The sequence below is a fragment of the Ferrovibrio sp. genome (assembly GCF_046297595.1).
Classification (GTDB): domain Bacteria; phylum Pseudomonadota; class Alphaproteobacteria; order Ferrovibrionales; family Ferrovibrionaceae; genus Ferrovibrio.
Map to the genome: position 1 here is coordinate 432546 of NZ_JBKBHT010000003.1, position 26616 is coordinate 459161.

General features: G+C 63.8%; 27 protein-coding genes. 13 read left to right on the forward strand and 14 right to left on the reverse strand.

Annotation, left to right across the window (positions count from 1 at the left end; genetic code table 11):
- Positions 1-2 precede the first annotated feature (2 nt).
- From ACK4FJ_RS11020 to mutM, 6 genes are all read right to left on the reverse strand, one after another.
- Positions 3-686, reverse strand: a complete 684-nt coding sequence (locus ACK4FJ_RS11020) for a hypothetical protein (protein ID WP_409766344.1) — start codon at positions 684-686, stop codon at positions 3-5.
- A gap of 137 nt (positions 687-823) precedes the next feature.
- On the reverse strand, positions 824-2119 hold the full coding sequence (locus ACK4FJ_RS11025) for an adenylosuccinate synthase (protein ID WP_409766346.1): 1296 nt from the start codon (positions 2117-2119) through the stop codon (positions 824-826).
- Positions 2120-2143: 24 nt separating this feature from the next.
- Positions 2144-3316 (reverse strand): ATP phosphoribosyltransferase regulatory subunit, encoded by a 1173-nt coding sequence (locus ACK4FJ_RS11030; RefSeq protein ID WP_409766349.1) that lies wholly within the window; start codon positions 3314-3316, stop codon positions 2144-2146.
- A 15-nt stretch (positions 3317-3331) separates the two neighbouring features.
- Positions 3332-4108 carry an enoyl-CoA hydratase gene (locus ACK4FJ_RS11035; protein WP_409766351.1) on the reverse strand — a complete coding sequence of 259 codons (777 nt, stop codon included), beginning with the start codon at positions 4106-4108 and terminating at the stop codon, positions 3332-3334.
- Between the two features lie 36 nt (positions 4109-4144).
- Positions 4145-4591, reverse strand: a complete 447-nt coding sequence (locus tag ACK4FJ_RS11040) for a hypothetical protein (protein ID WP_409766353.1) — start codon at positions 4589-4591, stop codon at positions 4145-4147.
- 72 nt (positions 4592-4663) lie between these two features.
- Complete coding sequence (gene mutM, locus ACK4FJ_RS11045; protein ID WP_409766355.1) at positions 4664-5488, reverse strand: bifunctional DNA-formamidopyrimidine glycosylase/DNA-(apurinic or apyrimidinic site) lyase; 825 nt, start codon at positions 5486-5488, stop codon at positions 4664-4666.
- A 65-nt stretch (positions 5489-5553) separates the two neighbouring features.
- Between mutM and ubiE the strand changes: the two genes are divergently transcribed.
- Positions 5554-6342 carry a bifunctional demethylmenaquinone methyltransferase/2-methoxy-6-polyprenyl-1,4-benzoquinol methylase UbiE gene (gene ubiE, locus ACK4FJ_RS11050; RefSeq protein ID WP_409766357.1) on the forward strand — a complete coding sequence of 263 codons (789 nt, stop codon included), beginning with the start codon at positions 5554-5556 and terminating at the stop codon, positions 6340-6342.
- A 13-nt stretch (positions 6343-6355) separates the two neighbouring features.
- Positions 6356-7930, forward strand: coding sequence for a 2-polyprenylphenol 6-hydroxylase (gene ubiB, locus ACK4FJ_RS11055; protein WP_409766359.1), 1575 nt, complete (start codon positions 6356-6358; stop codon positions 7928-7930).
- Positions 7931-7985: 55 nt separating this feature from the next.
- Here the strand turns inward: ubiB and ACK4FJ_RS11060 are convergent, their stop codons facing one another.
- Positions 7986-9251, reverse strand: a complete 1266-nt coding sequence (locus ACK4FJ_RS11060) for a hypothetical protein (RefSeq protein WP_409766361.1) — start codon at positions 9249-9251, stop codon at positions 7986-7988.
- Positions 9252-9543: 292 nt separating this feature from the next.
- Positions 9544-10698, reverse strand: coding sequence for a porin (locus tag ACK4FJ_RS11065; protein ID WP_409766363.1), 1155 nt, complete (start codon positions 10696-10698; stop codon positions 9544-9546).
- A 575-nt stretch (positions 10699-11273) separates the two neighbouring features.
- On the opposite strand from ACK4FJ_RS11065, the gene ACK4FJ_RS11070 reads away from it, so the two are divergent.
- The 4 genes from ACK4FJ_RS11070 (at position 11274) to holA (ending at position 16027) form a co-directional block, all read left to right on the forward strand.
- On the forward strand, positions 11274-11774 hold the full coding sequence (locus tag ACK4FJ_RS11070) for a DUF3576 domain-containing protein (RefSeq protein ID WP_409766365.1): 501 nt from the start codon (positions 11274-11276) through the stop codon (positions 11772-11774).
- 158 nt (positions 11775-11932) lie between these two features.
- A complete protein-coding gene (leuS, locus tag ACK4FJ_RS11075; RefSeq protein ID WP_409766367.1) occupies positions 11933-14500 on the forward strand; it encodes a leucine--tRNA ligase in 2568 nt (855 codons plus the stop codon).
- Positions 14501-14519: 19 nt separating this feature from the next.
- Positions 14520-15014, forward strand: a complete 495-nt coding sequence (gene lptE, locus ACK4FJ_RS11080) for an LPS assembly lipoprotein LptE (protein WP_409766369.1) — start codon at positions 14520-14522, stop codon at positions 15012-15014.
- Positions 15011-16027, forward strand: a complete 1017-nt coding sequence (gene holA, locus ACK4FJ_RS11085; protein ID WP_409766371.1) for a DNA polymerase III subunit delta — start codon at positions 15011-15013, stop codon at positions 16025-16027. The genes lptE and holA overlap by 4 nt, the downstream gene beginning before the upstream one ends.
- Positions 16028-16054: 27 nt before the next feature.
- Here holA and ACK4FJ_RS11090 read toward each other — a convergent pair whose 3' ends face one another.
- A complete protein-coding gene (locus ACK4FJ_RS11090) occupies positions 16055-17095 on the reverse strand; it encodes a WD40 repeat domain-containing protein (RefSeq protein WP_409766373.1) in 1041 nt (346 codons plus the stop codon).
- Entirely contained in the window at positions 17079-18176 is a 1098-nt protein-coding gene (locus ACK4FJ_RS11095) for a CobW family GTP-binding protein (protein ID WP_409766375.1), read from the reverse strand. The genes ACK4FJ_RS11090 and ACK4FJ_RS11095 overlap by 17 nt, the downstream gene beginning before the upstream one ends.
- 122 nt (positions 18177-18298) lie before the next feature.
- Between ACK4FJ_RS11095 and ACK4FJ_RS11100 the strand changes: the two genes are divergently transcribed.
- The 7 genes from ACK4FJ_RS11100 to ACK4FJ_RS11130 all read left to right on the forward strand — a co-directional run bounded on the left by ACK4FJ_RS11100 (position 18299) and on the right by ACK4FJ_RS11130 (position 23336).
- A complete protein-coding gene (locus tag ACK4FJ_RS11100) occupies positions 18299-18829 on the forward strand; it encodes a methylated-DNA--[protein]-cysteine S-methyltransferase (protein ID WP_409766378.1) in 531 nt (176 codons plus the stop codon).
- Complete coding sequence (locus ACK4FJ_RS11105) at positions 18826-19344, forward strand: PAS domain-containing protein (RefSeq protein ID WP_409766380.1); 519 nt, start codon at positions 18826-18828, stop codon at positions 19342-19344. The genes ACK4FJ_RS11100 and ACK4FJ_RS11105 overlap by 4 nt, the downstream gene beginning before the upstream one ends.
- Positions 19345-19421: 77 nt before the next feature.
- The gene (locus ACK4FJ_RS11110; RefSeq protein ID WP_409766382.1) at positions 19422-20120 is read left to right on the forward strand and encodes a dienelactone hydrolase family protein; all 699 of its coding nucleotides are present in this window, start codon (positions 19422-19424) and stop codon (positions 20118-20120) included.
- A gap of 61 nt (positions 20121-20181) precedes the next feature.
- Complete coding sequence (locus ACK4FJ_RS11115; protein ID WP_409766383.1) at positions 20182-21156, forward strand: quinone oxidoreductase family protein; 975 nt, start codon at positions 20182-20184, stop codon at positions 21154-21156.
- A 137-nt stretch (positions 21157-21293) separates the two neighbouring features.
- Positions 21294-22280: a sodium-dependent bicarbonate transport family permease gene (locus ACK4FJ_RS11120; RefSeq protein WP_409766385.1), complete on the forward strand. Its 987-nt coding sequence runs from the start codon at positions 21294-21296 to the stop codon at positions 22278-22280.
- 5 nt (positions 22281-22285) lie between these two features.
- Positions 22286-22594: a P-II family nitrogen regulator gene (locus ACK4FJ_RS11125; RefSeq protein WP_409766387.1), complete on the forward strand. Its 309-nt coding sequence runs from the start codon at positions 22286-22288 to the stop codon at positions 22592-22594.
- 1 nt (position 22595) lies between these two features.
- The gene (locus ACK4FJ_RS11130) at positions 22596-23336 is read left to right on the forward strand and encodes a HugZ family protein (RefSeq protein WP_409766389.1); all 741 of its coding nucleotides are present in this window, start codon (positions 22596-22598) and stop codon (positions 23334-23336) included.
- On the opposite strand, the gene ACK4FJ_RS11135 is transcribed toward ACK4FJ_RS11130, so the two are convergent.
- From ACK4FJ_RS11135 to ACK4FJ_RS11150, 4 genes are all read right to left on the reverse strand, one after another.
- Entirely contained in the window at positions 23333-23935 is a 603-nt protein-coding gene (locus ACK4FJ_RS11135) for a hypothetical protein (RefSeq protein WP_409766391.1), read from the reverse strand. The two genes, ACK4FJ_RS11130 and ACK4FJ_RS11135, sit on opposite strands and share 4 nt — an antisense overlap.
- Positions 23936-24107: 172 nt before the next feature.
- Entirely contained in the window at positions 24108-24896 is a 789-nt protein-coding gene (locus tag ACK4FJ_RS11140; RefSeq protein WP_409766393.1) for a MetQ/NlpA family ABC transporter substrate-binding protein, read from the reverse strand.
- 42 nt (positions 24897-24938) lie between these two features.
- Positions 24939-25592 carry a methionine ABC transporter permease gene (locus ACK4FJ_RS11145; protein WP_409766395.1) on the reverse strand — a complete coding sequence of 218 codons (654 nt, stop codon included), beginning with the start codon at positions 25590-25592 and terminating at the stop codon, positions 24939-24941.
- Positions 25561-26616, reverse strand: coding sequence for a methionine ABC transporter ATP-binding protein (locus ACK4FJ_RS11150; RefSeq protein WP_409766397.1), 1056 nt, complete (start codon positions 26614-26616; stop codon positions 25561-25563). Before ACK4FJ_RS11150 ends, ACK4FJ_RS11145 begins: the two co-directional genes overlap by 32 nt.

Genomic DNA, 26616 nt, shown 5'->3' on the forward strand with positions numbered 1-26616 from the left:
CCTCAGTTATCCCAGTCGGGATCGTCCTCGACTGCCGCAGACATCGGCGGTTCGAAATCCAGCATGTCGTAAACCGAGGCCGCCGGCACGGATTGCAGCCAGATCGAAGGCTCGTAGCTCTTGCGCAGCCAGTCCAGATTCTGCTTCGCCGATCCGGTCGGCGCCAGCAGTACGGACGGCACCGCCGGTACGCCCTGGCGGGCGACATAGCGTTCGCATTCATGCCGGATCGCGGTGGCCAGCGTCTGCGCCAGCTTACGCAGGATGGTGATGTCGCGTTCGCTCCACTCGCCGGCAGAGTCATACCGTTCGCAGCGGAAGATGGCGGCGGGCTGATTCTTGTTATCGACCAGCAGCAGGTCGAGCCGGGCGCTCACATCCGCTGGCATGGCATTATCGTCCTCCAGTGCCGGCGCATCGTCGGTGGTCAGCGAGGCCAGGCCTTCCGAGGCCGCCTTCACATAGGCATTGGTGGCCGAACGCGGAATCGTGGCGCCCTGATGGAAACGGCCTTCGCGGGCATCCAGCAGCCGCTGGCAGACCAGGTTGCCGCCCTCGTCGAAGAACCAGATGCTGACCCGGCTGACCTTGGCCACCTCGACGGCATCGAGGCAGATCGCCTCGCACAGAACCGACATGGCGTTTTCGCCGATGCTGTAAAGGGCGGCTTCCTGGGTTCTGAGCATGGCGTACTCCGGGGGCAAAGGGCTGTTGCGGCCACTTTCCTCCGGGCGGCTGTCAGGCGGTAGTTAAGGGTCGATAACGGCGGGGTTAAGAATCGATAACCTGAAACGGCAACTGAATACCGCCGTAACCGCCGGCCTCAATCCTCGAAGGGGTCCTTCATCAGGATGGTGTCGTCGCGCTCGGGCGAAGTGGACAGCAAAGCCACCGGCGCGCCGATCAGTTCCTCGATGCGGCGCACGTATTTCACCGCCGTCGCCGGCAGGTCGACCCAGGACCGCGCGCCCCGGGTGGTTTCGGACCAGCCTTCCATCGTCTCGTAGACCGGCTTGGCCGCGGCCTGATCCGACATCGAGGCGGGGAAATAATCCAGCACTTTGCCGTTCACCTCGTAGCCGACGCAGAGCTTGATCTCCTTCAGGCCGTCGAGCACGTCGAGCTTGGTCAGCGCGATACCGTGGATGCCGTTCAGCTTCACGGTCTGGCGCACCAGCACGGCATCGAACCAGCCGCAGCGGCGCTTGCGTCCGGTGACGACGCCGAATTCATGGCCCTTCTCGCCCAGCCACTGGCCAATCTCGTCAGTCAGTTCGGTGGGGAACGGGCCTTCGCCGACGCGCGTGGTATAGGCCTTCACGATGCCCAGGATATAGCCGAGCGAACCCGGCCCCAGGCCCGAGCCGGCCGAAGCCGAGCCGGCCATGGTGTTCGACGAAGTGACGAACGGATAGGTGCCATGATCGACGTCGAGCAGCGAGCCCTGCGCGCCCTCGAACAGGATGCGCTTGCCGGCGCGGCGGGCTTCGTCCAGGTCGCGCCACACGGGCGCGGCGTAGGGCAGGATCTTCGGCGCGATCTCGGCCAGGTCCTTCAGAAGGGCGGCGCGATCCACCAGCGGCGCGCCCAGCCCCTTGCGCAGGGCATTGTGGTGCGCCAGCAGGCCATCGACCTTGCGGCCGAGCGAAGCGGTGTCAGCCAGATCACACACACGAATGGCGCGGCGGCCGATCTTGTCCTCGTAGGCCGGGCCGATGCCGCGCCGCGTGGTGCCGATCTTCACGCCGCCATCGGTGGCATCCTCGCGCAGGCCATCGAGTTCACGATGCAGCGGCAGGATCAGCGCGGCATTGTCGGCCACTTTCAGATTATGCTCGCCGATCTCCACGCCCTGGCCGCGCAGCTTGTCGATCTCGGCGAACAGCGCCCAGGGATCGACCACCACGCCGTTGCCGATCACCGCCAGCTTGTTCCGGCGCACGATGCCCGATGGCAGCAGCGAGAGCTTGTAGACGTTGTTGCCGATCACCAGCGTATGGCCGGCATTGTGGCCGCCCTGAAATCGCACCACCACATCGGCGCGCAGGCTCAGCCAGTCGACGATCTTGCCCTTGCCCTCGTCACCCCACTGGGCGCCGACCACGACGACGTTGCTCATCTCAGGAACCCTTCAGACAGAAATTCAGACAGGCTGGACGGCCTTGCCGTCCCACCAATGACTGCAGCCGGCGGCTTTCGCCGCCTTTTTCACATCGCCCGCCACCGACTCCAGCGCGGCCCAGGTGGCATGGCCCTCGGCGCGCAGCCTGGCTGCGGCAGAGCGCGGCGTACCGAACGGCAGATACACCATCTGCGGCGCCGGGCGCGGCGGCAGGGCGCGCATCACGCTGTCGAGATACAGCGTGAAACCGGTGGCCGGCTCGCCGGCAGGCGTGTTGTAGCGGCCACCGCGACCCAGCTCGCCGCGCACGTTGCGGGCAAACAGCGTAAACGCGATGCCGGTATGGTATTCGAAGCCGCGGAATTCGCCGGGATCGAGCGTGACCAGCAGGTCCGGCGCCGCCGCCGAGACTTCGCGCACCAGGGCATCCAGATCGGCCACGATCTGGGCTGCTGCCGGCGGCAGTTTCAGTTTCTGCAGGCCATCGAGCGCGGCCCGCGCCGGACCGGCCAGCGGCAGCAGCTTGAGCAACGTGGGCGCGGCGGCACCGCCGGCCTCTTTCAGTTCGGCGGCATCCTTGCGGTCCAGCGCGCGGCGGGCGGCACGGGCCTGTTTCGGCTCCAGGCCATGGGCCTCCATGATTGCCGGCGCCAGCAGCGGCTGGGTGATGTCGAGCGAAAGGCTGCTGACGCCCAGGGATGCCACTGCTTCCGCCGCCAGCACGGCGACTTCCACATCGGCACCCAGCGCCGTGGAGCCGATCAGCTCCACGCCGGCCTGGGCGAACTGACGCTCGGGGCGAAGCTGCGTGCCGCGCACGCGCAGCACCTGGCCGGCATAGGCGAAGCGCAGCGGGCGGGCGGAATCCTTCAGGCGCGTGGCGGCAATGCGCGCCACCTGCATGGTGATGTCGGTGCGCAGGCCCATCATGCGCTGCGACACCGGGTCCATGACGCGGAACATCTGGCCGGCCAGGTCGGCGCCCGATCCGGCCAGCAGGGTTTCCTCGAATTCGATCAGCGGCGGCTTGACGCGGGCATAACCCTGCGCAGCGAAGGCAGCCAGCAGGCTTTCGCTGGCCTGGGCCTCCCATTCGGCGCGCGGCGGCAGAACGTCGCGCAGGCCGGCCGGCAGCAGGCCGGCGGCCGCGCTGTTCTCTCCCTCGTTCGCAGGACTGCGTCCGCGCGGTGCCATGATCGGTCGCTTCCGTTACTTGTGCTTGAAGGCGGCCTTGCGCTTCTCGGCGAACGCGCTCATGCCTTCCTTCTGGTCTTCGGTGGCGAAGGTGGAGTGGAAGACGCGGCGTTCGAAGCGGATGCCCTCGGCCAGCGTGGTCTCGTAGGCGCGGTTCACCGATTCCTTGGCGATCATCACGATCGGGCGCGATAGCGAGCAGATCTTATCGGCGGCCTTGAAGGCCTCGTTCAGCAGCTCGGCGGCCGGCACCACGCGACTGACCAGGCCCGACCGCTCGGCTTCCGCCGCATCCATCATGCGGGCGGTGAGGCACATTTCCATCGCCTTGGACTTGCCGACGAAGCGCGTGAGGCGCTGGGTGCCGCCGGCGCCCGGAATGGTGCCGAGGTTGATTTCCGGCTGGCCGAATTTGGCGGTGTCGGCGGCGATGATGAAATCGCACATCATCGCCAGTTCGCAGCCGCCGCCGAGGGCAAAGCCGGCCACCGCCGCGATCACCGGCTTGCGGCAGGTGGTGACGCGTTCCCAGTTCTTGGTGATGAAGTCTTCCTTGTAGACGTCCATATAGGTCTTGGACATCATCTCCTTGATGTCGGCGCCGGCCGCAAAGGCCTTTTCCGAACCGGTAATGATGATGCAGCCAATGGTGTCGTCGGCTTCGAAAGCATCCAGGGCCTGCGCCATTTCAGCAACCAGGCCGGCGCTCAGCGCATTGAGCGCCTGGGGCCGGTTCAGCGTGATCAGGCCGACCTGGCCGCGCGTTTCCACCAGGATGTTTTCATATGCCATGACGGTTTCCTCGTTCGTCTTCTTGAAGTCTGGATTTCACTGGTTGGGCAGCAATTCGAAGCGCACGGTGAGTGCGCCGTCGCGGCCGGTGACACTGAGCCGCAGCTGCTCCGTCTCGCGCCGGTAATGCTCCGGGCCGATATTCTGCCAGCCCAGCTGCGGCAGGGTATCGGCGTAGAACTTGCGCACGGCGGCGACCGAGACCTTGCCCTTGGCCTCGGTATGGGCAATCCGGCCCGACGGCTTGTCGAACACCGTGGCGGCATCCGGACTTTCGGCCAAGCCGGGCATCAGCGGCACGTCCTCGGCGATGGAAAGGAAGCCGGCCGCGGCCCGGGCGTTACCAATCAGGGCGTCAGAGATCAGCGGAAGGCCTGAGCTTGCACGAAGCCCCGCCAGCGACAGACCGCCGGAGCCAAGGCCCAGGACGACGAGTGCAGCTAGCGCCGGGACCGGGAAAAATCTCCAGCCGGGGCGGAACATGGCGGGGAATTTGGCAGGTCGGGCCGGGTTTTGGAAGTGCCGGGATGCCCTCGAATCGCCCTTGGAAAACCGCTATTTCTGACAGCGGCCGCAGTAGAAGGTCGAACGGCCGGATTGCACGATGCGCTTAATGGGCGCAGCACAGGCCTGGCAGGGATCGCCCTCGTGGTCGTAGACCCGGAAGCGGGTCTGGAAATAGCCCAGTTCGCCGTCGGACTGCACATAATCCCGCAGCGACGAGCCGCCGGCCTTGATCGCCTCGCGCAGCACCGCCTTGATCGCCGGCACCAGCTTGGCCAGCTTGTCGGGCTTGACGCTGCCCGCCAGCCGTTTCGGGTCGATGCCGGCGCGGAACAGGGCCTCGCAGACATAGATGTTGCCCAGTCCGGCCACCACGGTCTGGTCCAGCAGGGCCGCTTTCATCGGCGTTTTCTTGCCCTTGAGCGCCGCCGCCAGCACGGCCGGCGTGAAGGCGTCGTCCAGTGGCTCGGGCCCCAGGCCGGCCAGCAGGCGGTGTCCGGCCAGTTTGTCGGCCGGCACCAGGTCCATCATGCCGAAGCGGCGAGCGTCGTTGAAGGTGGCGGCCCAGCCCTCGTCGGTGGCGAAGATCACGTGGTCATGCGGGCCGATGTCGTTGGGCCAGCCGGCGCGCAGCACCATGCGGCCCGACATCCCTAAATGGATGATCCAGACCAGGCCGCCTTCCAGTCGGATCAGGATGTATTTGGCCCGGCGCTCCAGTGCCTCGACCCGGCGGCCCTGGATGGATTTGGCGAAATTCTTCGGCAGGGGGAAACGCAGGTCGGGCCGGCGGGCCTCGATGCGGGCGATGCGCCGGCCTTCCAGCTTGAGCGCCAGCCCGCGGCGCGTGGTTTCCACTTCGGGCAATTCGGGCATTTCGCGGATCCTCTGGGCTGTCTCTATACCGTGGCGACCCCATTTCGGCTATGGTCGGCCCCGCCATGACCGATCCGACCCAACCGACTGAAAACGCTTCGGGAAACCAGACCCATTTCGGCTTCCAGACCGTGCCGGAAACCGAAAAGGCCAGGCTGGTGCGCGGCGTGTTCGATTCGGTGGCCGGCAATTACGACCTGATGAACGACGTCATGTCGGGCGGCATCCATCGCCTGTGGAAGTCGGCCATGATCGACTGGCTGAGCCCGCGCGGCGAGATGACCGTGCTGGACCTGGCCGGCGGCACCGGCGACATCGCCTTCCGCATCGTCGAGCGTGCGCCCAGGGCCCGCGTGGTGGTGGCCGACATCAACGCCGCCATGCTGGAGCAGGGTCGCAACCGGGCCATCGATACCGGCGCGCAGCATCCCGCCCGCCTGCGGAACCTGAACTGGGCCTGCATGGATGCCGAAAAACTGGCCCTGCCCGACCGCTCCGTCGATGCCTATACCATCGCGTTCGGCATCCGTAACGTGACCCATATCGACGCGGCCCTGCGCGAGGCCTTTCGTGTGCTGAAACCCGGCGGGCGATTCCTGTGCCTGGAATTCTCGGCCGTGCGCAATCCGGCCCTGGCGAAGCTGTACGATGCCTACAGCTTCAACCTGCTGCCCAAGCTGGGCGGCCTGATCGCGAAGGACGAGGAATCCTACCGCTATCTGGTGGAAAGCATCCGGCGCTTCCCCGACCAGGAGGCTTTCGCCGCCATGATCCGGGAAGCCGGCTTCGGCAACGTGATGGTGCGCGACCTGACCGGCGGCATCGCCGCCCTGCATTCGGCCCGCCGTATCTGAGACTGATCCAGCCGTGCTGACCGACCTGCGCCACCTGCTCCGCCTGTTCGCCATCGGCCGCTGCTTCGCGCGGCAGGATGCGCTGTTCCTGCTGCGCGAAGCGCCGATGGGCGCCGGTATCCGCGGCATGCTGGGCCTGTTCCAGGCCCTGTTCGGCCGACGGCGGCCGGACCTGCGCGAGGGCGAGCGACTGGCTGCGGCCTTAAGTGACCTAGGTCCGAGTTTCATCAAGCTGGGGCAGGTGCTCTCCGTGCGGCCGGACCTGGTCGGCGCGGCGCTGGCCGAGGATCTGGGCCGGTTACGCGACAAGCTGCCGCCGTTTTCCTGGGCGGAAGCCAAGGCGGTGATCGAAGCCGAACTGGGCGCGCCAGTCGAAACGCTGTTTGCCCATATCGAGACCGAGCCGGTGGCCGCGGCCAGCGTGGCCCAGGTGCATCTCGCCGAGACCAGCGATGGCCGCGCCGTGGCCGTGAAGGTGCTGCGGCCTGGCGTGGAGGCGGCCTTCGCCCACGATCTTGCCCTCTTCGCCTGGCTGGCCGAAGCCGCCGAGCGGCATGTGGCGGATATGGAGCGCCTGCGGCCGCGCGACGTGGTGGCCAGCTTGCGCGACTGGGTGGCGATTGAACTGGACCTGCGGCTGGAAGCGGCCGCCGCCGGCGAACTGCGCGACAATTTCAGCAATGATCCCGATGTGCTGGTGCCAGCCGTGGACTGGCAGCGCACGGCGCGCCGCGTGATGACCGTACAGCGCATCGAGGGCCTGCCGGTGGAAGATCGCGTGGCCCTGCAGGACGTGGGGCTGGACCTGCACGACCTGGCGGCGCGGGTGATCCGCGTGTTCCTGAAGCAAGCCCTGCGCGATGGCTATTTCCATGCCGACATGCATCACGGCAACCTGTTCGTCTCGCGGCCCGACGGCACGGCGGCGGGTGGCACGACGGCGGGGGGCCGGCTGGAGCTGGTGGATTTCGGCATCATGGGCCGGCTCGACATGAAGACGCGGCGTTTCATGGCCGAGATGCTGGGCGCCTTCCTGACCGGCAACTGGCGGCGGGCGGCAGAGGTGCATTTCGAGGCCGGCTATGTGCCGGCCGACCGCGACGTGAACGCGTTTGCCCAGGCCTGTCGTTCGATCGGCGAACCGATCCTCGACCGGCCGGTGACGGAAATCTCCATCGGCCGCCTGCTGGCGCAGCTGTTCCAGATCACCGAGACCTTCGGCATGCGCACGCAGACGCATCTCCTGCTGCTGCAGAAGACGATGGTGACGGTGGAGGGCGTGGCCCGCAGCCTGGATCCGGAGATCAATTTCTGGGAAGTGGCGCGGCCGGTGATCGAGGACTGGGCACGCGAGAATATGGGCCCGGAAGCGCAGCTGCGCGAGGCCGCCACCGCCATGATCGACGTCGTCCGCCGGTTGCCGCAGATAGCACGGGATTTGGAAGTGATGGCCGCGGGGGGAGTCGTAGAGCGGACTCATCCTGCTCCATCTGAAATACAGGCCCTGCTCAATGCGCGACAGCGGCAACCTCTCATATGGGCCCTGTGGGCTGTAGCTATAATGCTGGGATTGACACTCCTGGCATGAACAACAAAAAGGGCCGGTTACCCGGCCCTTTCCGCAGATATGATAACCGTCTGCCTTAGAAATCGAGGCGCATGCCGACCAAGGCAAAATTCGCCTTGGCATCGTTGTCCGCCTGCGACTGGCCGCCCACCACAGTACCGGCGGCAATGGCGTCCTCGTATTCATAGCGACCGATACCACCGAAACCGAGTACACCGCGGGCAATCTGATAGGTCACACCCAAGGAGTACCAAGTGTACTCATCCTCGCCGTTCACCGCGACACCGGCAATATTACCCTGGTCCGCTTTGGTCTTGGCATAATCGAGGCCTACACCGAATGAACCCGGGTTTGTACCGTTGGTCAAATAGCGCACACCGGCAGCGTAAACCTTGCGGTCATCATTATTACCGACGCCCATCTCTTCCGTCTTCCAGGCGCCACCTAACTGTACCGTCGAACCATCGCCAACATTATAAGTCAGCGTAGTACCGAATGCCCAACCTTCCAGACCGTCGCTCTTAAACACCGTCGCCGAACCGTTGGTCAGCGAGCCAGCATTGTTGGCTTCGATATCAAAAGTATTGTAAGCGCCAAAGAGAGCAACATCGACCGGACCGAAGGATTCGATATAGTTGGCAGACGCTGTATAGGCACGCGAAACCTGGCCGGCATCGGTTTTTGTGGTAAACCCACCACCGCAACCAACCGTGCTACCGGCGGAAGTAAAATCCTGACAGCCATCAGGCGTATAGGAAAAACCCACCTGAAGACCCTTGCCTGCTTTGGAGCCGAAGTAACGGTTGGCAGAGGTATACAAATTGATGCCGTCAGCATCATCCGGGGCGCCGGCAAACTTAGTGAAGTTTCCCGTGGTGCGGGCGCCGCTAGGCGCATTAGTAACAGCAATGGCACCTGTCGGGTCGACCGTGCCGTAGCCGGGAATGGCAATGGGTGCGCCATACACCATTTTGGACGCCGCGCGATCAGTGGAGCCAAACTCAGCGCGGCCAATATCGCTGCGCTCGACGAACATATAACGCTCATCGATCTGATCAGCTTCCGTCGAGCCTTCCAACTCGACGCGCGCGCCTATCACCGTTCCGTCCGCCAACACACCACGTACATTGAAGTAAATCTCTGCATCGCTTGAGAGGCCATGGGACTGCCGGCCATTTAGAGTGCGGCTATTGTCGAAATCAGCAGCCTTAATGACTTCGGTGAAGTAACCACCGACAGTAACCGCAATTGGCGTTTCCTTGTTCTGCGCCGCAGCAACATTCGGCAGAACGAGCCATGCGCTGGCGATAAGCGCCGTCTGAAGAAGGAGAGCGTTTTTCATCCTTGAGATCCTTATGAAGGTTGTCATGTCAGCAACGAGGGATCAACCAAGGCCACCAAACGGAAATATTAATTAGCCCTAACGTCAGAAAACGAAAAGCAATTATATGGATCGCCCGCCTCGTTAGTGATCAAGAGCACAGGCCAAATGATTGCAGCTCATTGCGACAAAAAAGCCACACCGCGGAGCGGCCTCAACTGAAGGTCTTATCCTAATTGCCACCCACATAATGACAAAAAAAGAAAGAGGCGGGTTTCCCCACCTCTTTCCTCAAATCCAGCGATAAGCAGGATTAGAAGTTCAGGTTAATACCGACAACGCCGAAGGTCTGATCGACATTGCTCGAAGCAGTCGGATGATCGGAAGTGTCCGACACGCCCACACCGGCGAAGCCCAGAATGCCACCGGCAATCTGGTAGGTCAGGCCGAGATGGTAGTAGTCCAGATCGCCCGTGCGGGTCGTCGCGCCGCGGGTGTTCTTTTCATCACGGTTATAATATTCCACACCGATACCGATCGAGCCCGGAGCGGCACCATTGGTCAGGTAACGAATGCCAAGGCTGTAGGCCTCGCGCTGACGAACGGCACTAACATCTTCGTCGGTGTAACCGCCGCCAAAGGAGACAGACGACCCGTCACCGATGTTGTAGGTGAACAGCGCACCGCCCTGCAAACCATCTTCACGGGTGCTCGGGGAAGTCGCAGTACCAGTGCCGATCAGCTTCACGCTGTTGTAACCAGCATAAAGAGCAACATCGAACGAGCCGAACGACTCGAGGTAGTTAGCAGCAGCGTTGAAACCCTGCTCGCTACCAGCCGGCGAGAAGAAGCCGCCGCCGCAGCCATTCTGCGCGCCCGTGCTGGTCAGGTCCTGGCAGTTATCCGGCGTATAATTCACGCCGATCTGCAGACCCTTGCCCGCCTTCGAGCCGAAGTAGCGGTTCGAGGCCGTGTAGAGATTGACACGATCAGAGTCATCCATCGCGTTAACGAAACGCATCAGCGGCGCGTTGTTCACCGCCGAGTATTCCGAATGCACCGTGGTGCTGTAGTTCGGCAGCGAGTTCGGGGCCGCATAGATCATCTTGGTGGTAACCGAGTCGGTCGAACCCAGTTCCGTACGGCCGATATCGGCGCGCTCGATGAACATGTAACGTTCGTCGATCTGGTCGCCATAGGTAGCAGATTCCAGCTCGACACGGGCGCCGATCACGGTGCCGTTGTCCAGGACGCCGCGGACATTGAACCAGATTTCCGAATCGGACTTCAGGCCGTGATCCGACTGACCACCATTCGGGGAGCGATCCTGGAACTGGATCATCTGGTTGAAGTAACCGCCGACAGTCACGCCGATCGGAACCGCCTTGGTCTGCGCGTTGGCGATATCGGCCACGAACAGGCCGGCAGCGGCAACGAGCGCTGTTTGCAGAAGCAGAGTCTTCTTCATTTTCCTCTTTCCTCTCCCACCGGGATTTGGGTTGCAGTGCTAGTACTAGCAATGAACAGTCAGCCCGGATGGGCTGATTGATCGCTGAGGATCAAGCCACTTCTGGCCTGCAAGTGTCAATGAAAGCGGCATTTTCCAGAATGCTTTTGCCGCAAGTGTTGCAATCGCGCCACAGAATAGCCGAGTTCGGCATTTAAATTAGAAAAATCAATATTATACGCCTTATTCAGCCCTCAAATTATGTAGGGGTGGAACCTGAGACCGCGCTCCAATCAAGCGCGCCTGTTGTTTAATGTTTAAATCTAGCTCCCACACTAAACTTGAAAATTGTAAATATTTATTTATTTCAATGCTTTATTGCCCTAAAATTCCTAGCTATATTTAGCGGGTAGTTTTATCATTCATAATGCTGGCTGACTGCCAAAAGCCGTTATAAAATAATTTAATTAACATGGTGGATTATGGGTCTTAGGAGAAATGCCGATATGGCATCTATATGTTTTACTGCCGCCTACCGCTTAAGACCGCCCCGCTATGCAGTATTTTTGGTCTCCGCCCTTCTGCTTGCTTCTTCCTTGAGCGGTTGTGCCGGTCGCAGCGAGGGCGAGACCCAAACTTATTACCCCGAAAGAAACCAGTACGGCACCTATGAGCCTGCGCCCACTAGCGCTAGGCAATCGGTTTTCGGCTCCGGCGGCCTGAACATCCTCGGTGGGGACAAGAAGCAGGAAGAACCGGGGTCCGGCTCCGGCATCGGCGTGAACAGCTATCTCTGGCGCGCCAGCCTGGACACCGTATCGTTCATGCCGCTCACCTCGGCGGATCCGTTCGGCGGGGTAATCATCACCGACTGGTATGTGCCGCCCCAGACCCCGGGCGAGCGTTTCAAGGTGACCGTCTATATCCTGGATCGCACCCTGCGGGCCGATGGCCTGCGGGTGGGCGTGTTCCGCCAGGTGCGCCAGGGCGAGACCTGGGTCGACCAGCCGGCGGCCCCCAATACCGCCACAACCATGGAAAACGCCATCCTCCAGCGCGCCCGCGAATTCCGCATGGAGGCCGAGGCCCGCCGCTAAGAGATCTGGCGCTGAGCCGCCGGAGCTGAACCGACACCATCCATAGCCGACGCCGGTAACCTGCCCTGCCGATACGGCTTTCCGCGCCGCCCTTTCGCCGCTAAAACAGCCTTTTCCCGGCCCTTCGGCCGGTATCAGCAGTCTTAAGTGGATGCAACATGTCGCGTTATAACGCCAAGGCGGTTGAAACCAAGTGGCAGTCGGTCTGGACCGACCGCCAGGCCTTCCGCGCCAAGGCCGATCCCTCCCGCCCAAAATATTATGTGCTCGAGATGTTCCCGTATCCCTCGGGGCGCATCCATATGGGGCATGTGCGCAACTACACGCTGGGCGACGTGGTGGCACGCTACAAGCGGGCCCGCGGATTCAATGTGCTGCACCCCATGGGCTGGGATGCCTTCGGCCTGCCGGCGGAAAACGCCGCCCAGGAGAAGAAGGTCCATCCGGCCGCCTGGACCTACGACAACATCGCCAACATGCGCGCCGAACTTCAGCGCATGGGCCTGTCGCTGGACTGGAGCCGCGAACTCGCCACCTGCCATCCGGGTTATTACCGGCACCAGCAGAAGCTGTTCCTCGATTTCCTGAAGGCCGGGCTGATCTACCGCCGCGAAAGCTTCGTCAACTGGGATCCGGTCGACCAGACCGTGCTGGCCAACGAACAGGTGATCGACGGCCGCGGCTGGCGTTCGGGTGCCGTGGTCGAACGCCGCAAGCTGTCGCAGTGGTTCCTCAAGATCACCGCCTATGCCGACGACCTGCTGCAGGCCCTGGGCGGCCTTGACCGCTGGCCCGAGCGCGTGCGGCTGATGCAGCAGAACTGGATTGGCAAGTCGGAAGGCGCGCGCTTCTCCTTCGCCCTGAAGGGCCGTGCCGATAAAATCGAAGTCTATTCCACCCGGCCCGACACGCTCTACGGCGCCAGCTTCGTCGCCATTTCAGCTGACCATCCGCTGGCCACCGAGGCCGCGAAGACCGATCCGAAACTAGCCGCCTTCATCGAGGAATGCCGACAGACCGGCACGGCGGAAGCCGAACTGGAAAAGGCCGAGAAGAAGGGCTACCGCATCCCGCTGGATGCCATCCATCCCTTCGATCCGGCCTGGACCCTGCCGGTTTACGTGGCCAATTTCGTGCTGATGGAATACGGCACCGGCGCCATCTTCGGCTGCCCCGGCCACGACCAGCGCGACCTGGATTTCGCCCGCAAATACGACCTTCCGGTCAAGGCGGTCGTTGCGCCGAAAGGCCAGTCCGCGCTGGAAATCGGCACCGAAGCCTTCACCGATACCGATGGCACGGTGGCGATCAATTCCGGTTTCCTGAACGGCCTGGACGTTACGGCGGCCAAGCGTGCCGCGATCGCCAGGCTGGAAGAGATGAAGGCTGGCGAAGGTACCGTCACCTTCCGCCTGCGCGACTGGGGCGTGTCGCGCCAGCGCTACTGGGGCTGCCCGATCCCGGTGATCCACTGCGATGCCTGCGGCATCGTCCCGGTGCCGGAAAAAGACCTGCCGGTGCGGCTGCCCGAGGACGTCACCTTCGACCGGCCGGGCAACCCGCTAGATCATCATCCGACCTGGAAACACGTGAACTGCCCGACCTGTGGCAAACCGGCCCGGCGCGAGACCGATACCTGCGATACCTTTGTCGACAGCTCATGGTATTTCGCCCGTTTCTGCAGCCCGCGCGCCGACGATCCGATGGTGAAGGCGGAAGTCGATTACTGGCTGCCGGTGGACCAGTATATCGGCGGCATCGAACACGCCATCCTACACCTGCTCTATTCGCGTTTCTTCACCCGCGCCCTGCGCGATACCGGCCATGTCTCGCTGCCCAGCGGCGAGCCTTTCGCGGGCCTGTTCACCCAGGGCATGGTCTGCCACGAGACCTACAAGGATTCCTCCGGCGCCTGGCTGATGCCGACCGAGGTCAAGAAGGATGGCGGCGCGGTGGTGCATATCCGCACCAACGAGCCCGTCACGGTGGGCCGTACCGAGAAGATGTCGAAGTCGAAGAAGAACGTCATCGATCCGGGCCTGATCATCGACACCTATGGCGCCGATACCGCGCGCTGGTTCATGCTCTCCGACTCGCCCCCGGAACGCGACCTGGAATGGAGCGAATCCGGCGTCGAGGGCGCCTGGCGCTTCACCCAGCGCCTATGGCGCCTGGTGTCTGAACCCAAAGGCCCCATCGCCGACAAGACCCTGCCCAAGCCCGTCGAATTCAATGGCGCCGCGCTGGATCTGCGCCGCGCCCTGCACAAGACCATTGCCGCCATGACCGGCGACCTGGAGCAGTTCCATTTCAACAAGGCCGTGGCGCGGGTACATGAATTCGCCAACCTGTTGGAAGCCACCAGGGGCGACGATGCCGCCACCGCCTGGGCGCGGCGTGAAGCGCTGGAGGTGCTGGCCAAGCTGATCGGCCCGATGGTGCCGCACCTGGCAGAGGAAATCTGGCAGGCGCTGGGCCATGACGGCCTGCTGCTGGAACAGCCCTGGCCTGTGGCCGATGCCGACCTGGTGCGCGACGATACCGTGACCGTGGCCGTGCAGGTGGCCGGCAAGCTGCGCGCCACCATCGAGGTGGAACGCGACATGGACAAGACGGCGCTGGAAAAACTGGCGCTGGCCAACGACAATGTGCAGCGTGCCATCGACGGCAAACCCGTACGCAAGGTCGTGATCGTGCCGAACCGGATCGTCAATGTCGTGGTCTAGGGCCCTCTGCCTCCTTCTGGTGGCCGTCAGTCTCGCCGCCTGCGGCTTCCGGCCGCTTTACCGGCAGGAGGGCGCGGGCGCGACTGTCCCCCAGCTCAGCCAGATCAGCATTGTTCAGCCGGAAGACCGTGTCAGCCAGCAGCTGCGCAACCACCTGCTCGACATGATCACGCCCAAGGGCAGCCCGGAACGGCCAACCTATATCCTAGATTATCGCATCACGGAGGCGGTCGGCTCTGTCTTCGTCACCCGCAGCGACGAGATCACCCGCAACAATCTGCAGCTCACGGTTTCGGCTTATCTCCGGAATTACCAGACTGGCCAGCCGGTTACCTCATTCTCCGTTGTTAGTCAGGCCTCATATAACCTCACCGTCGCGGATTATTCCAATCTGATCAGTGAGAAGAATGCACGCGAGCGCGCCTTGCGCGATGCGGCCGAACAGATCCGTATCCGTCTGGCGAATTATTTCGGCCGCGACCAGTTCAGGCAGCCGTCGCCGCGCCAGCCATGAAGCTGGCGACGCGAGATGTCGAGGGTTTCGTCCGGCGCCCGCGCCCCGAAATCCGTGCCGTACTGCTGTTCGGCAGCGATGCCGGCATGATCCGCGAACGCGCCAAGGCCATCGCGCAGAGCGTCGTGAAGGACCTGAGCGACCCCTTCCTGGTCACCAGTCTGACCGGCGCGCAGCTGCAGGACGATCCCGCTCGCCTGGCCGACGAGGCCGCCGCCATCGCACTGACCGGCGGTCGCCGCGTCGTGATGGTCTCTGGCGCCGGCGATCGCAACGCCAAGCTGTTCGAATCGTTTCTGGATGCCATGGTCGGCGACACGCTGGTGGTGGTCGAGGCGGGAGAATTGTCGGCGCGCTCGTCGCTGCGGGCCGCCTTCGAGGAATGCGACCTTGCCGTCGCCATCGGCTGTTACGCCGACGATCAGCGTGCCTTGCAGGGCCTGGTCGAGGATATGGCGCGCGAAGCCGGCAAGCGGATCGCGCCGGAAGCCTTGGGCTATCTGCTCGACAACCTGGGCACCGACCGCATGGTGACTCGCGGCGAGATTGCCAAGCTGCTGCTGTACAAGGGCGACGACGCCACGCCGATCGGGCTGGAGGATTGCGAGGCGGTGATCGGCGACAGTTCGTCGCTATTCCTCGATGACGTGGCTTTCGCTGCCTTTGGCGGCGACTTCAACGGCCTGACCGACGCACTGACGCGCTGCGAAAGCGCCGGCGAATCACCGGTGGCGATCCTGCGCGTGGCACAGAAGCATGGCCAGAAGCTGCATCTGGCGGCCGGCCAGCGCGAAAGCGGCGCGCGCATGGACCCGCAGCGCTTGGGCGTGCACTGGACGCGGCGCGACGGATTCGAACGGCAGAGCAAGATGTGGTCCAGCGACCGGCTGATGCGCGCGCTGGAAATCCTCACCGATGCGGAACTGACGGCGAAAAGCACCGGCATGCCGGCCGCCAGCGCCTGCGGCGACGCGCTGCTGCGCATCGCCAGAGCTGCGCGCGTCGCGCGATAAGACTGGACTGCGCGTAACGCGCGATGGCTATTTGCCGAAATCCAGGATCGCCGCTGAGCCATCCTCGGCGCCGGCCATCAGATAACGGCCATCGGAGGTCCAGCCCAGGGCGGTGACCGGGGCGCCGCCAAGGCGTTCGAGGTCGATGCTGGAGCCATCGGAGATCCGGCCGAGCTTGAGCCGGCCATCATCATGGCCGGAAGCGACAAGTCCATGGCGCGGATGAAAGGCGACAACCGTCACCGGGGCACCGCGGCTGAGTTCCACCGGCGCAGAGCCCATTGGCCCCTTGCCCTTGCAGTCCCACACCACGACCACTTCGGCGCCGCTGGTCGCCAGCCAGCGTCCGTCGCGCGACCAGCTGAAACTCTTCGGCTTGGCCGGATAACCGCTCATGCGCATGTCGGCGGAATCGGCGAGCCGCCAGCCATGCAATTCGTTTTCCTGCGTGCCGGTGATGACGAATTTGCCATCCGGCGACCAGGTCACCGCCACATGCGAGCCTTTCCAGGCCAGCCGTTTGGGCTGCTGCGCCTCCGCCTTGGCCCACCACAGGCTGACGCCGCCATAATGCGCCGCCACCAGCCGTTTACCCTTCGGGTTGAAGGCGATGCCGCTGACCGTGCTGGGATGATCCGTGAAGGTGGCGATCGGCTTGCCGCCCGCATCGAGCAGGCCGACGGTCTTGCCGGCCGCATAAGCGATGCCGCTGCCATTGTCGGCCACGGCGACATGTTCGATCCACTTGCGCGGCACGCTGGCCAGCTCGTGGCCTTCGCCGGCCACGGTGGTGCGCATCAGCCGGCCGTCATCGCCGCCCGACACGAAGCCCTCGCCGCCCGGCGCCGCGGCCAGGCACAGCAGGGCGGCATCGGCATGCACGATCAGGCGGCGGGTATTCGCCGCCTGGGGATCGTCGAAGGGCCGCAAGGCGATCGAACCGTCGCCCAGACCGAAGCCGGCTGTGCCGGCGGCTTCGGCAGCGGCCACCGCGATCACGCCGGCCTTGAACTGCCACAGATAGGCGCGAAAGCCGATCTGGGTTCCGGCATCAGGCGCGGCAGGCATCGAAACCCTGCTGCAGGGCGGCGGCATCCAGCTCGCGGCCGATGAAGACCAGCTTGGACTGCTTCTTCTCGTCGGTCCGCCAGGGACGCTGGAAATCGCCGTCCTTGATCATGTGCACGGCCTGGAACACGAAGCGCTTGTCGCTGCCTTTCAGGTCGAGGATGCCCTTGGCGCGCAGGATGTCCTGCCCCTTGGTCGCCAGCAGCTCGCTGATCCAGGCATCGAACTTGCGGGCATCCAGCGGCGCATCGACGGTGAACGACACGCTCTTCACCGAAACATCGTGTATGTGATCGTGGCCGCAATGCTCGTCATGCACATGGCCTGGCTCGCCATGGGCGGGGTTGTGGCCGTGATCGTGATGATGATCATGGTCGTGATGATGATCGTGGCCGCAATGGTCGTCATGCACATGGCCGGGCTCGCCATGGGCGGGATTCTTCTTCAGGAATTCCGGTTCCAGATCGAGGATGCGGTCGAGATCGAAGGCACCGCGGTCCAGCACCCTGTCCAGCGGCACGTCGCATTTGGTGGCATGGTGGATCTTGGCGAAGGCGTTGATCGCCCGGATGCGGCCCTCGACTTCCGCCAGCTCGGCCGGGGAAACCAGGTCGGTCTTGTTCAGGATGATCACATCGGCGAAGGCGATCTGCTCTTCGGCCTCGCGGCTGTCCTTCAGCCGCGCCGGCAGGTGGCGGGCATCCACCACGGTGACGATGGAATCCAGTTTGGCGCGACGCGACACGTCCTCGTCGACGAAGAAGGTCTGCGCCACCGGGCCCGGATCGGCCAGACCGGTGGTCTCGACGATGATGGCGTCGAAGCGGTCCCGGCGCTTGAACAGGCCCTCGATGATGCGGATCAGGTCGCCGCGCACGGTGCAGCAGATGCAGCCGTTGTTCATCTCGAATACCTCCTCGTCGGCATCCACGACCAGCTCGTTGTCGATGCCGACCTCGCCGAACTCGTTGATGATCACGGCGTATTTCTTGCCGTGCGGCTCGGTGAGGATGCGGTTCAGCAAGGTGGTCTTGCCGGCGCCGAGATAGCCGGTCAGGACGGTGACGGGCGTTTGCGACATGGGCTTACTCCGGGGGGATCGGCTGTGCTATGAGTTGGGCGTAACCATAGTGGCCTGCCCGCCGGAGTCCAGTCCCGGCCCGGGCGGGTCCGAGCCTGAAAAAACCAAGCCTTTCCAGTCCCATGTCAGACCGAACCGCCACCTACTGGATCACCGTGCCGAGCCCGCTCGGCTCGCTCAGCGTGGCCGCGCGGGATGGCGCCATCGTCGAACTGGACTGGGGCGGCCGCGGCGCGCGTGCCCTGGCGGTGGACCAGCCGCCGGAGATCGCCGCCCTGCTGGCCGAGGCGGCACGCCAGCTCGCCGCCTATTTCAGCGACGGCAGCTTCCGCTTCGACCTGCCGCTGCAGCCCGCCGGCAGCGATTTCCAGCGCGCGGTCTGGGATTTCATGCTGGCGATCCCGGCCGGCGAGACCCGCACCTATGGTCAGGCGGCGGAGGCCACCGGCGCCGTGGCGCGCGCGGTGGGCGGCGCCTGCGGTGCCAACCCGATCCCGGTGATCATCCCCTGCCACCGCATCCTGGCGGCCGGCGGCGAGGCCGGCGGTTATTCCGGCAAGGGCGGGCTGAATACCAAGCGCTGGCTGCTGCGGCATGAAGGCGCCTATGTGCCGCCGCTGCAGACCGACCTGCTGGCCGGACTGGCATCATGACCGTATCCGACGACTGCGCCGACCCGCCCGGAGCCCCGCCCGACGCCGTGGTGGAGCGCAGCGAGGATGTCGCGGCGGCGACACGACACCCCCTGCTGCGGCGGCTGTTCCAATACTGGTTCGACAAGGCCGCCGGCCGCATGGCGCCTGCCCGTGGCGACATCGACCCGGTGGATTTTCCCTATGCCATCGGCTGGGTCACGCTGGTGGATGTGCTGGAGGATGGTGCGGAATTCCAGGCCCGGGTCTTCGGCGGCGCCATGGCGATACTGGCCGGCCAGGAACTGAGCGGCCGCACCAGCGCGGCGATACAGGATCCCGAGCTGCGCCAGGCCATCATGACCAACCTGCGCTGGGTCGTGACCAATCGCAGACCATTGCGCATCTATCGCGAACTGACCACGGCGCAGCGGCGCTATCGCTACGAGACGGTGATCCTGCCGCTTTCCTCCGACGGCCAGACGGTGGATCAACTGCTGATGGCGGCGACGCCGCCCCTGTCTGAAGCTGGTTGATTTCCGAAGCCGGTTGATTGCTGCGGCGCGCTGCCGCTAGAGTCCCCCGTCACCAAAAAGCCGAACAGGAGGAACCCATGGCCCGCAGCATCGAGATCCAGGCCCATGACGGCGGCCGTTTCACCGGATATCTGGCAGAGCCCGCAGGCGGCAAAGGTCCGGGCATCCTGGTGATCCAAGAAATCTTCGGCGTCAACAAGGTGATGCGCGACATCTGCGACGGCCTCGCGCAGCAGGGCTACATCGCGCTCTGCCCCGACCTGTTCTGGCGCCAGGAGCCCGGCGTCGACATCACCGACAAGACCAAGGCGGAATGGGACAAGGCCTTCGCGCTGTTCGGCGGCTTCAACCTCGACAAGGGTATCGAAGACCTGAAATCCTCGTTGGCCGTTTTGCGCAAGCTGCCGGGCTGCAGCGGCAAGGTCGGCACCGTGGGCTACTGCCTGGGCGGCCGGCTCGCCTATCTGATGGCCTGCCGCAGCGACGTGGATGCCGCCGTGGGCTATTACGGCGTGATGCTGCAGGATCATCTGGCCGAAGCGAAAAACATCAAAAAGCCGCTGCTGCTGCATTGCGCGACGGAAGACAAATTCGTGCCCAAGGATGCGCAGGCGAAAATCGCCGCCGAACTGAAGAACTATCCGCTGGTCACGCGACTGGATTACCAGGGCAACGACCATGCCTTCGCCCGTGTGGGCGGCGAGCATTACGACAAGGCCGCCGCCGATCTGGCCAACAGCCGCACGGCCGAGTTTTTCAAGAAGCATCTGGCCTGAACACGGGCAGCGCCCTAGCTCAGGACCGTCAACGCCAACCATAATCCGAGGAACACAACTCATGGCGCATGCCATCCGTATCCACGCCAACGGCGGCCCCGAAGTGATGAAATGGGAAGAGGTCGAGGTCGGCGATCCCGGCCCGGGCCAGATCCGCATCAAGACCTCGGCCGCCGGCCTGAACTACATAGACACCTATCACCGTTCCGGCCTGTACAAGCTGCCGCTGCCGCTCATCCTCGGCCAGGAAGGCGCCGGCAGCGTGACGGCGGTAGGCGCCGGCGTGAGCGACATCAAGGTTGGCGACCGCGTCGCCTATGCCTCCTCGCCGCTGGGGTCGTATTCCGAGGAGCGCCTGATGCAGGCCGACCGCTGCGTTGTGCTGCCCGATGGCATCACCGACCAGCAGGCTGCCGGCATGATGCTGAAGGGCATGACGACGGAATACCTGCTGCGCCGGACCTACAAGGTGCAGGCGGGCGAGACCATCCTGTTTCATGCCGCAGCCGGCGGCGTCGGCCTGATCTTCGGGCAATGGGCCAAGGCGCTGGGCGCCACGGTGATCGGCACGGTGGGCAGCGAGGACAAGGCAAAGCTCGCCAAGGCGCATGGCTATGATCATGTGATCAACTACCGCACCGAGAATTTCGTCGAGCGCGTGAAGGAACTGACCAAGGGCGAAGGCGTGCCGGTTGTCTATGACGGCGTCGGCAAGGATACCTGGGACGGTTCGCTCGACTGCCTGCGGCCCTTCGGCCTGATGGTCAGTTTCGGCAATGCCTCGGGCGCGGTGCCGCCCTTTGCCATTGGCACGCTGGCCGCCAAGGGCTCGCTCTACGTTACCCGCCCCACGCTGGTCACCTACACGGCCAAGCGCGCCGACCTGGTCGCTTCGGCCAATGCGCTGTTCGACGTGGTGAAGGCCGGCAAGGTGAAGATCGAGACGCCGCAGACCTACGCGCTGAAGGATGCGGCGAAGGCCCATGCCGACCTGGAGGCGCGCAAGACCACCGGCTCGACGCTGCTGCTGCCGTAAGAATAAGGGCCGTCCTAATCGCCACCCCGGGCTTGACCCGGGGTGACGGTTGATGGGTTAGGGCGCCCGCATGCCAGCCATGCGGTAGCCTTTTACCCCTTCCCGGCCGGCGGCGCTTTTGCCATGGTGCCGCCGCCATGACCGACCTCCTCAGCCTCGCGGCCGGCAACCTGCTGTCGCCGATGATCCTCGCCTTCGCGCTCGGCGCGCTGGCGGCCTTCCTGCGTTCCGACCTCGAAATCCCCGAAGGCGCCGCCAAGGCGCTGGCGATCTACCTGATGTTCGCCATCGGCTTCAAGGGCGGCGTCGCCATGCATTCGGCCAGCGGGCTGGCCCTGCTCTGGGCCATCGTCGCGGCCCTTGTCTTAAGCACCATCCTGCCGCTGCTGGCCTTCGGGCTGCTGCGCGGCGTGTGGCGGCAGGACCGCACCAATGCCGCCGCCATCGCCGCCCATTACGGCTCGATCAGCATCGTCACCTTCGTCACGGCCGCCGAATTCCTGCGCAGCCGCGACATCCCCTATGAAGGATATCTGGTGGCGATGACGGCGGTGATGGAGACGCCCGCCATCCTGATCGGCCTGCTGCTGGCCGGACGCCAGGTGCAGGCCGGCATGCAGCAGGGCAGCAGCGAACGCGGCGAACTGGTGCGCGAGGTGCTGGTGAACGGTTCGGTGATGCTGCTGGTCGGCGGCTTCGTGATCGGCTGGATCACCGGCGATGCCGGCCTGACCAAGATCAAACCCTTCGTGGTCGACCTGTTCAACGGCGCGCTCTGCATCTTCCTGCTCGATATGGGCCTGGTGGCCGTGCGCCAGGGCCGGGCGGCGAAACATTTCCCCAAGCCGCTGATCCTCTTCGGCCTGGTGATGCCGCCGCTGGGCGCGGCTCTGGGCCTCGCCACCGCCTGGGCGCTGGGTCTGAGCACCGGCGGCGCCATGCTGCTGGCGGTGCTGTCGGCCTCGGCCTCCTACATCGCCGTGCCGGCCGCCATGCGCCTGGCTCTGCCGGCGGCCAATCCCTCGCTGTCGGTGACGCTGGCGCTGGCCATCACTTTCCCGTTCAATGTCGCCATCGGCCTGCCGCTTTATCTGCTGGCCGCGCAATACCTGTTCGGAGGCTAAAGACCATGCCGGGCCATCCGCGCAAGAAGATCGAGATCATCGTCGAGGCGCCGCTGCAAAGGTCGGTTCTCGAATGGCTGTCCCAGCAGGGCGTGAAGGGCTGGAGTGTGTTGCCGCGTGTGATCGGCGGCGGCCAGCATGGCGAACGCAGCGGCGACGACGTCACGCGCGCCTTTGACAACGTGATGATCGTGGCCGTGACGACCGAGCCGGTGGCGCGCCAGGTGCTGGACGGTTTCCACCAGCGCTTCGCCAATGCCGTCGCCATCGTGTATATTTCCGACGTGGAAGTGGCTCGCCCCTACAGGTTCTGACATGACAAGCGATACGCCGGCCCCGTCATCTCCCGCACAGCAGGGCCGCGCGCTGGCCCGCGCCTGCCGCACGGCCACGCTGGGCACAGCCATGGCCGATGGCAGCGGGCAGCCTTACGCCTCCCTCGTCCTGCTGGCCTGCGATGTCGACGCGACACCCCTGCTGCTGATCTCCACCCTGGCCGACCACACGAAGAACATCCTGAATGACAACCGCGTGTCGCTGCTCTGCGACGGCACGACGGGTTTCACTGAACCGCTGACCGGCCCGCGCGTCACCCTGCTGGGCCTTGCCGAAAAAACCGATCTGCCGCGCCACCGCACCCGCTTCCTCGCCCGGCACCCCTCGGCCGAGATGTATGCCGGCTTCAAGGACTTCGCCTTCTATCGTGTGAGCGTGACGCGCGCCCATATCGTGGCCGGCTTCGGCAGGATCCACTGGTTCGACGACTACACATATTCCGGCGACTGGCAGGCGCTGGCCGAGGCGGAAGCCGACATCATCGACCACATGAATGGCGACCACGCTGATGCCGTGCAGCTTTATGCCAGCAAACTGCTGGGCCGTGCGGATGGCACATGGAAGATGTGCGGCGTGGACCCGGAAGGCGCCGACCTGATCCGCACGGACGAAGACAATGAGGGCGAACTGCTCCGCCTGCCTTTCGCCAAACCGGTGCGCGATGCCGAAAGCGCGCGGGTGGAACTGGTGCGCCTGGTGAAGCAGGCGCGGGCACTTTAACCAAAGCCAATATTATCCCATCCCCACTCATAGGGATGAACTTTGACTTGAATTATCAACCTTGCATCGTTCGGATTCCATTTATCCCCGATTGGCTGAAGTAGAGTATCGGTTTCCACTGAAACCTTTGAGATCAATTTGTCGTCGGACAAGAGGCAATAGAATGGCCTTTCATCGTCCTGAGGGGCCTCATGCCCTGCTAATTGCTCTCGATGTTGGATAATTGTAAGAGCATCAAATAAAGTTTTTATCCGATTATCTATGTCGCCTGAATTCAAAATCTCTCCAGGCTGCATGGGCCTTATAAATAAAATGTTCAACTCGCATCGCACTCTTAACTCAGCAGTCACAAGCGGCACAAAATTATACCCGTGGAGAGCATATTTCTTAGCAAGATAATCAGAGAGCTTAACTTCTGGCATTACCCGACCACTAATCTTGTGGCTATGATGCGCGTCCTTTAAGTAAGGATGATGTTCCCAAAAACGCTTTAATTGTTTATGGAATTTACGTCGCAAATCTTGTTTGTGCTCTGGCCTTTTATTTCCGCTGTTCCCTGTCCCGTATAACGGCCCCTCATAAGTCAAACGAAATTCCATAGCCACCCTCGTTTCTTAATTCGTCGATTGATAAAAATTGAACAAGAAGATCAAATTTCGATATTCCAGCTTACAAGAGGTAATGACAAAGAAAAAACTCAAAAAAGCCCGCCAGCCTTTCGGCTGACGGGCTTTCGCGTCCGATGTCCGGGGAGGACTTTAAGCGGACGGTTTACCAGCTGGCGACGACGGCGCCCTTGAACTTCTCTTCCACGAAGGCCTTCACCTCGGGCGAGCGATAGGCCTGCACCAGTTTGGCATAGGCCGGCTTGTCCTTGTCCTGGCTGCGCACGGCGATGATGTTCACATAGGGCGCCTTGGCGCCTTCGGTGGCGATGGCATCCTTCACCGGCGACAGGCCGGCCTGGATCGCGTAGTTGGTGTTGATCACGGCGGCGTCGAGTTCGTCCAGCGCCCTGGGGAGCTGGGCGGCATCGAGTTCCACGATCTTCAGCTTCTTCGGGTTCTCGGCGATATCCAGCGGGGTGGCCTTCAGGCCGGCATCGGGTTTAAGCTTGATCAGGCCCGCCGATTCCAGCACCAGCAGGGCACGGCCGCCATTGGTGGGATCGTTGGGGATGCCGATGCGCGCGCCGCTGGCCAGGTCAGCAATGGCCTTCACCTTCCTGGAATAGGCGCCCATCGGGAAATTCACCGTGTAGCCGATATTGCTGAGCTTGTAGCCGCGGTCCCTGATCTGCGCCTCCAGATACGGCAGATGCTGATAGGAATTCACATCCAGGTCGCCGGCATTCAGCGCCGCATTGGGCTGCACGTAATCGCTGAATTCCACGATCTGGATCTTCAGGCCATCCTTCTCGGCCACCTTCTTCACCACTTCGAAGATTTCCGCATGGGGGCCGGCGGTGACGCCGACCTTGATCGGCTTGTCCTGGGCGACAGCGGGGAGCGAGACGAGAGCCGCGACGGCAAGGGCGGCGAAACTGCGACGGTTCAACATGGTGTTTTTCCTTTTCTGTGTGGAGAGGCTGAACAAAAAAACTCAACGATGGCTGAGGCGGCGCACCAGGCGGTCGCCCAATGACTGCACGCCCTGCACAAAGACGATCAGGACGGCTACGACGGCGAGCATCACCTCGGGCAGGAAGCGCTGATAGCCGTAGCGGATGCCGATATCCCCTAAGCCGCCGCCGCCCACCGCACCCGCCATGGCGGAATAGCCGATCAGGCTGACCAGCGTGATGGTGAGGCCCGCGACAATCCCGGGCAGGGCCTCGGGCAGCAGCACTTTCAGAACGATCTGCAACGGCGTCGCCCCCATCGCCTCGGCCGCTTCGATCAGGCCGGCCGGCACTTCGCGCAACGCGGTTTCCACCAGTCGGGCGATGAAGGGGATGGCGGCGATGGTGAGCGGCACGACCGCAGCCAGCGTGCCGATGGAGGTGCCCACCACCAGTCGCGTGAAGGGGATCACCGCCACCATCAGGATGATGAAGGGCGTGGAGCGCGCGGCATTCACCACCAGTCCCAGCGCGCGGTTGAGCGGCACGTTCTGCAGGATGCCGCCGCGGTCGGTGAGGATCAGCACCACGCCAAGCGGGATGCCGAAGGCGGCGCCGATGCCGCCCGAGACGCCGACCATCACCAGCGTCTCGAGCAGGCCGTCAAACAGCAATTCGATCAGGGCGGACGACATGATTCAGATCCTCGACATGAAGCTGGCGGGAGAGCAGGAAGCTGCGCGCAGCAGTGAGCTGGGCTTCGTTGCCGCGTGCCTGCACGACCATGACGCCGAAGGGGCGGCCCTGGATCTCGTCGATCCGGCCATGCAGGATATTGAGGTCGATATTCAGGTTGCGGCTGAGTTCCGCGATCACCGGCTCGTCGGCATGCGGCCCGGTGAACAGGATACGCCACAGCCTCGCCCCGGCATGCACCGGATCGGCGGCGATGCGCTGTTCCAGCGCCGGCGGCAGGGCGAAGCCGATTTGATCGGCCACAAAGCTGCGCGTGGTGGCATGCTGCGGCCGGGTGAAGACATCGAAGGTCTGACCCTGCTCGATCACGCGGCCCTGCTCCATCACGGCGACGCGGTCAGCGATGTCCTTCACCACCGCCATCTCGTGGGTGATCAGCACGACGGTCAGCTTCAGCCGGTCGCGGATAGCCTTGATCAGCGCCAGGATCTGTTCGGTGGTTTCGGGATCGAGCGCCGAGGTGGCCTCGTCGCAGAGCAGTACCTTCGGATCGGTGGCCAAGGCGCGGGCGATGCCGACGCGCTGCTTCTGCCCGCCGGAAAGCTGCGCCGGATAGCGGTCGGCCTTGTCCGCCAGGCCGACCAGGTCCAGCAGCGGCTCGACCTTGGCCCTGATCGCGGCACGGCTTTCGCCGCGCAGTTCCAGCGGCAGGGCAACGTTGTCGAACACGCTGCGCGCCGACAGCAGGTTGAAATGCTGGAAGATCATGCCGATGTCGCGCCGCGCGGCGCGCAGCTCGGATGATTTCAGTTGGGTGAGGTCGCGGCCGGCGACGATCACGCTGCCTTCCGTGGGACGTTCCAGCAGGTTGATGCAGCGGATCAGCGTGGACTTGCCGGCGCCGCTGCGGCCGATCACGCCGAAGATTTCTCCCGCCGCGATCTCGAGGCTGACATCGCGCAGGGCCTCGACGCTGCCCGACGCGCCGGCAAAGCGCTTGGTGATGTGGCGTAATTCCATCAT

Coding starts and splice junctions, on each gene's coding strand:
- ACK4FJ_RS11150 (WP_409766397.1), bottom strand. CDS start 26,616: ATGATGGAATTACGCCACATCACCAAGCGCTTTGCCGGCGCGTCGGGC.
- ACK4FJ_RS11105 (WP_409766380.1), top strand. CDS start 18,826: ATGACCGTATCCGACGACTGCGCCGACCCGCCCGGAGCCCCGCCCGAC.
- ACK4FJ_RS11020 (WP_409766344.1), bottom strand. CDS start 686: ATGCTCAGAACCCAGGAAGCCGCCCTTTACAGCATCGGCGAAAACGCC.
- leuS (WP_409766367.1), top strand. CDS start 11,933: ATGTCGCGTTATAACGCCAAGGCGGTTGAAACCAAGTGGCAGTCGGTC.
- ACK4FJ_RS11130 (WP_409766389.1), top strand. CDS start 22,596: ATGACAAGCGATACGCCGGCCCCGTCATCTCCCGCACAGCAGGGCCGC.
- ACK4FJ_RS11030 (WP_409766349.1), bottom strand. CDS start 3,316: ATGGCACCGCGCGGACGCAGTCCTGCGAACGAGGGAGAGAACAGCGCG.
- ACK4FJ_RS11140 (WP_409766393.1), bottom strand. CDS start 24,896: ATGTTGAACCGTCGCAGTTTCGCCGCCCTTGCCGTCGCGGCTCTCGTC.
- ACK4FJ_RS11115 (WP_409766383.1), top strand. CDS start 20,182: ATGGCGCATGCCATCCGTATCCACGCCAACGGCGGCCCCGAAGTGATG.
- mutM (WP_409766355.1), bottom strand. CDS start 5,488: ATGCCCGAATTGCCCGAAGTGGAAACCACGCGCCGCGGGCTGGCGCTC.
- ACK4FJ_RS11120 (WP_409766385.1), top strand. CDS start 21,294: ATGACCGACCTCCTCAGCCTCGCGGCCGGCAACCTGCTGTCGCCGATG.
- ACK4FJ_RS11095 (WP_409766375.1), bottom strand. CDS start 18,176: ATGTCGCAAACGCCCGTCACCGTCCTGACCGGCTATCTCGGCGCCGGC.
- ACK4FJ_RS11110 (WP_409766382.1), top strand. CDS start 19,422: ATGGCCCGCAGCATCGAGATCCAGGCCCATGACGGCGGCCGTTTCACC.
- ACK4FJ_RS11145 (WP_409766395.1), bottom strand. CDS start 25,592: ATGTCGTCCGCCCTGATCGAATTGCTGTTTGACGGCCTGCTCGAGACG.
- ubiE (WP_409766357.1), top strand. CDS start 5,554: ATGACCGATCCGACCCAACCGACTGAAAACGCTTCGGGAAACCAGACC.
- ACK4FJ_RS11090 (WP_409766373.1), bottom strand. CDS start 17,095: ATGCCTGCCGCGCCTGATGCCGGAACCCAGATCGGCTTTCGCGCCTAT.
- ACK4FJ_RS11100 (WP_409766378.1), top strand. CDS start 18,299: ATGTCAGACCGAACCGCCACCTACTGGATCACCGTGCCGAGCCCGCTC.
- ACK4FJ_RS11125 (WP_409766387.1), top strand. CDS start 22,286: ATGCCGGGCCATCCGCGCAAGAAGATCGAGATCATCGTCGAGGCGCCG.
- ACK4FJ_RS11040 (WP_409766353.1), bottom strand. CDS start 4,591: ATGTTCCGCCCCGGCTGGAGATTTTTCCCGGTCCCGGCGCTAGCTGCA.
- ACK4FJ_RS11035 (WP_409766351.1), bottom strand. CDS start 4,108: ATGGCATATGAAAACATCCTGGTGGAAACGCGCGGCCAGGTCGGCCTG.
- ACK4FJ_RS11135 (WP_409766391.1), bottom strand. CDS start 23,935: ATGGAATTTCGTTTGACTTATGAGGGGCCGTTATACGGGACAGGGAAC.
- ACK4FJ_RS11025 (WP_409766346.1), bottom strand. CDS start 2,119: ATGAGCAACGTCGTCGTGGTCGGCGCCCAGTGGGGTGACGAGGGCAAG.
- ACK4FJ_RS11060 (WP_409766361.1), bottom strand. CDS start 9,251: ATGAAAAACGCTCTCCTTCTTCAGACGGCGCTTATCGCCAGCGCATGG.
- ACK4FJ_RS11065 (WP_409766363.1), bottom strand. CDS start 10,698: ATGAAGAAGACTCTGCTTCTGCAAACAGCGCTCGTTGCCGCTGCCGGC.
- holA (WP_409766371.1), top strand. CDS start 15,011: ATGAAGCTGGCGACGCGAGATGTCGAGGGTTTCGTCCGGCGCCCGCGC.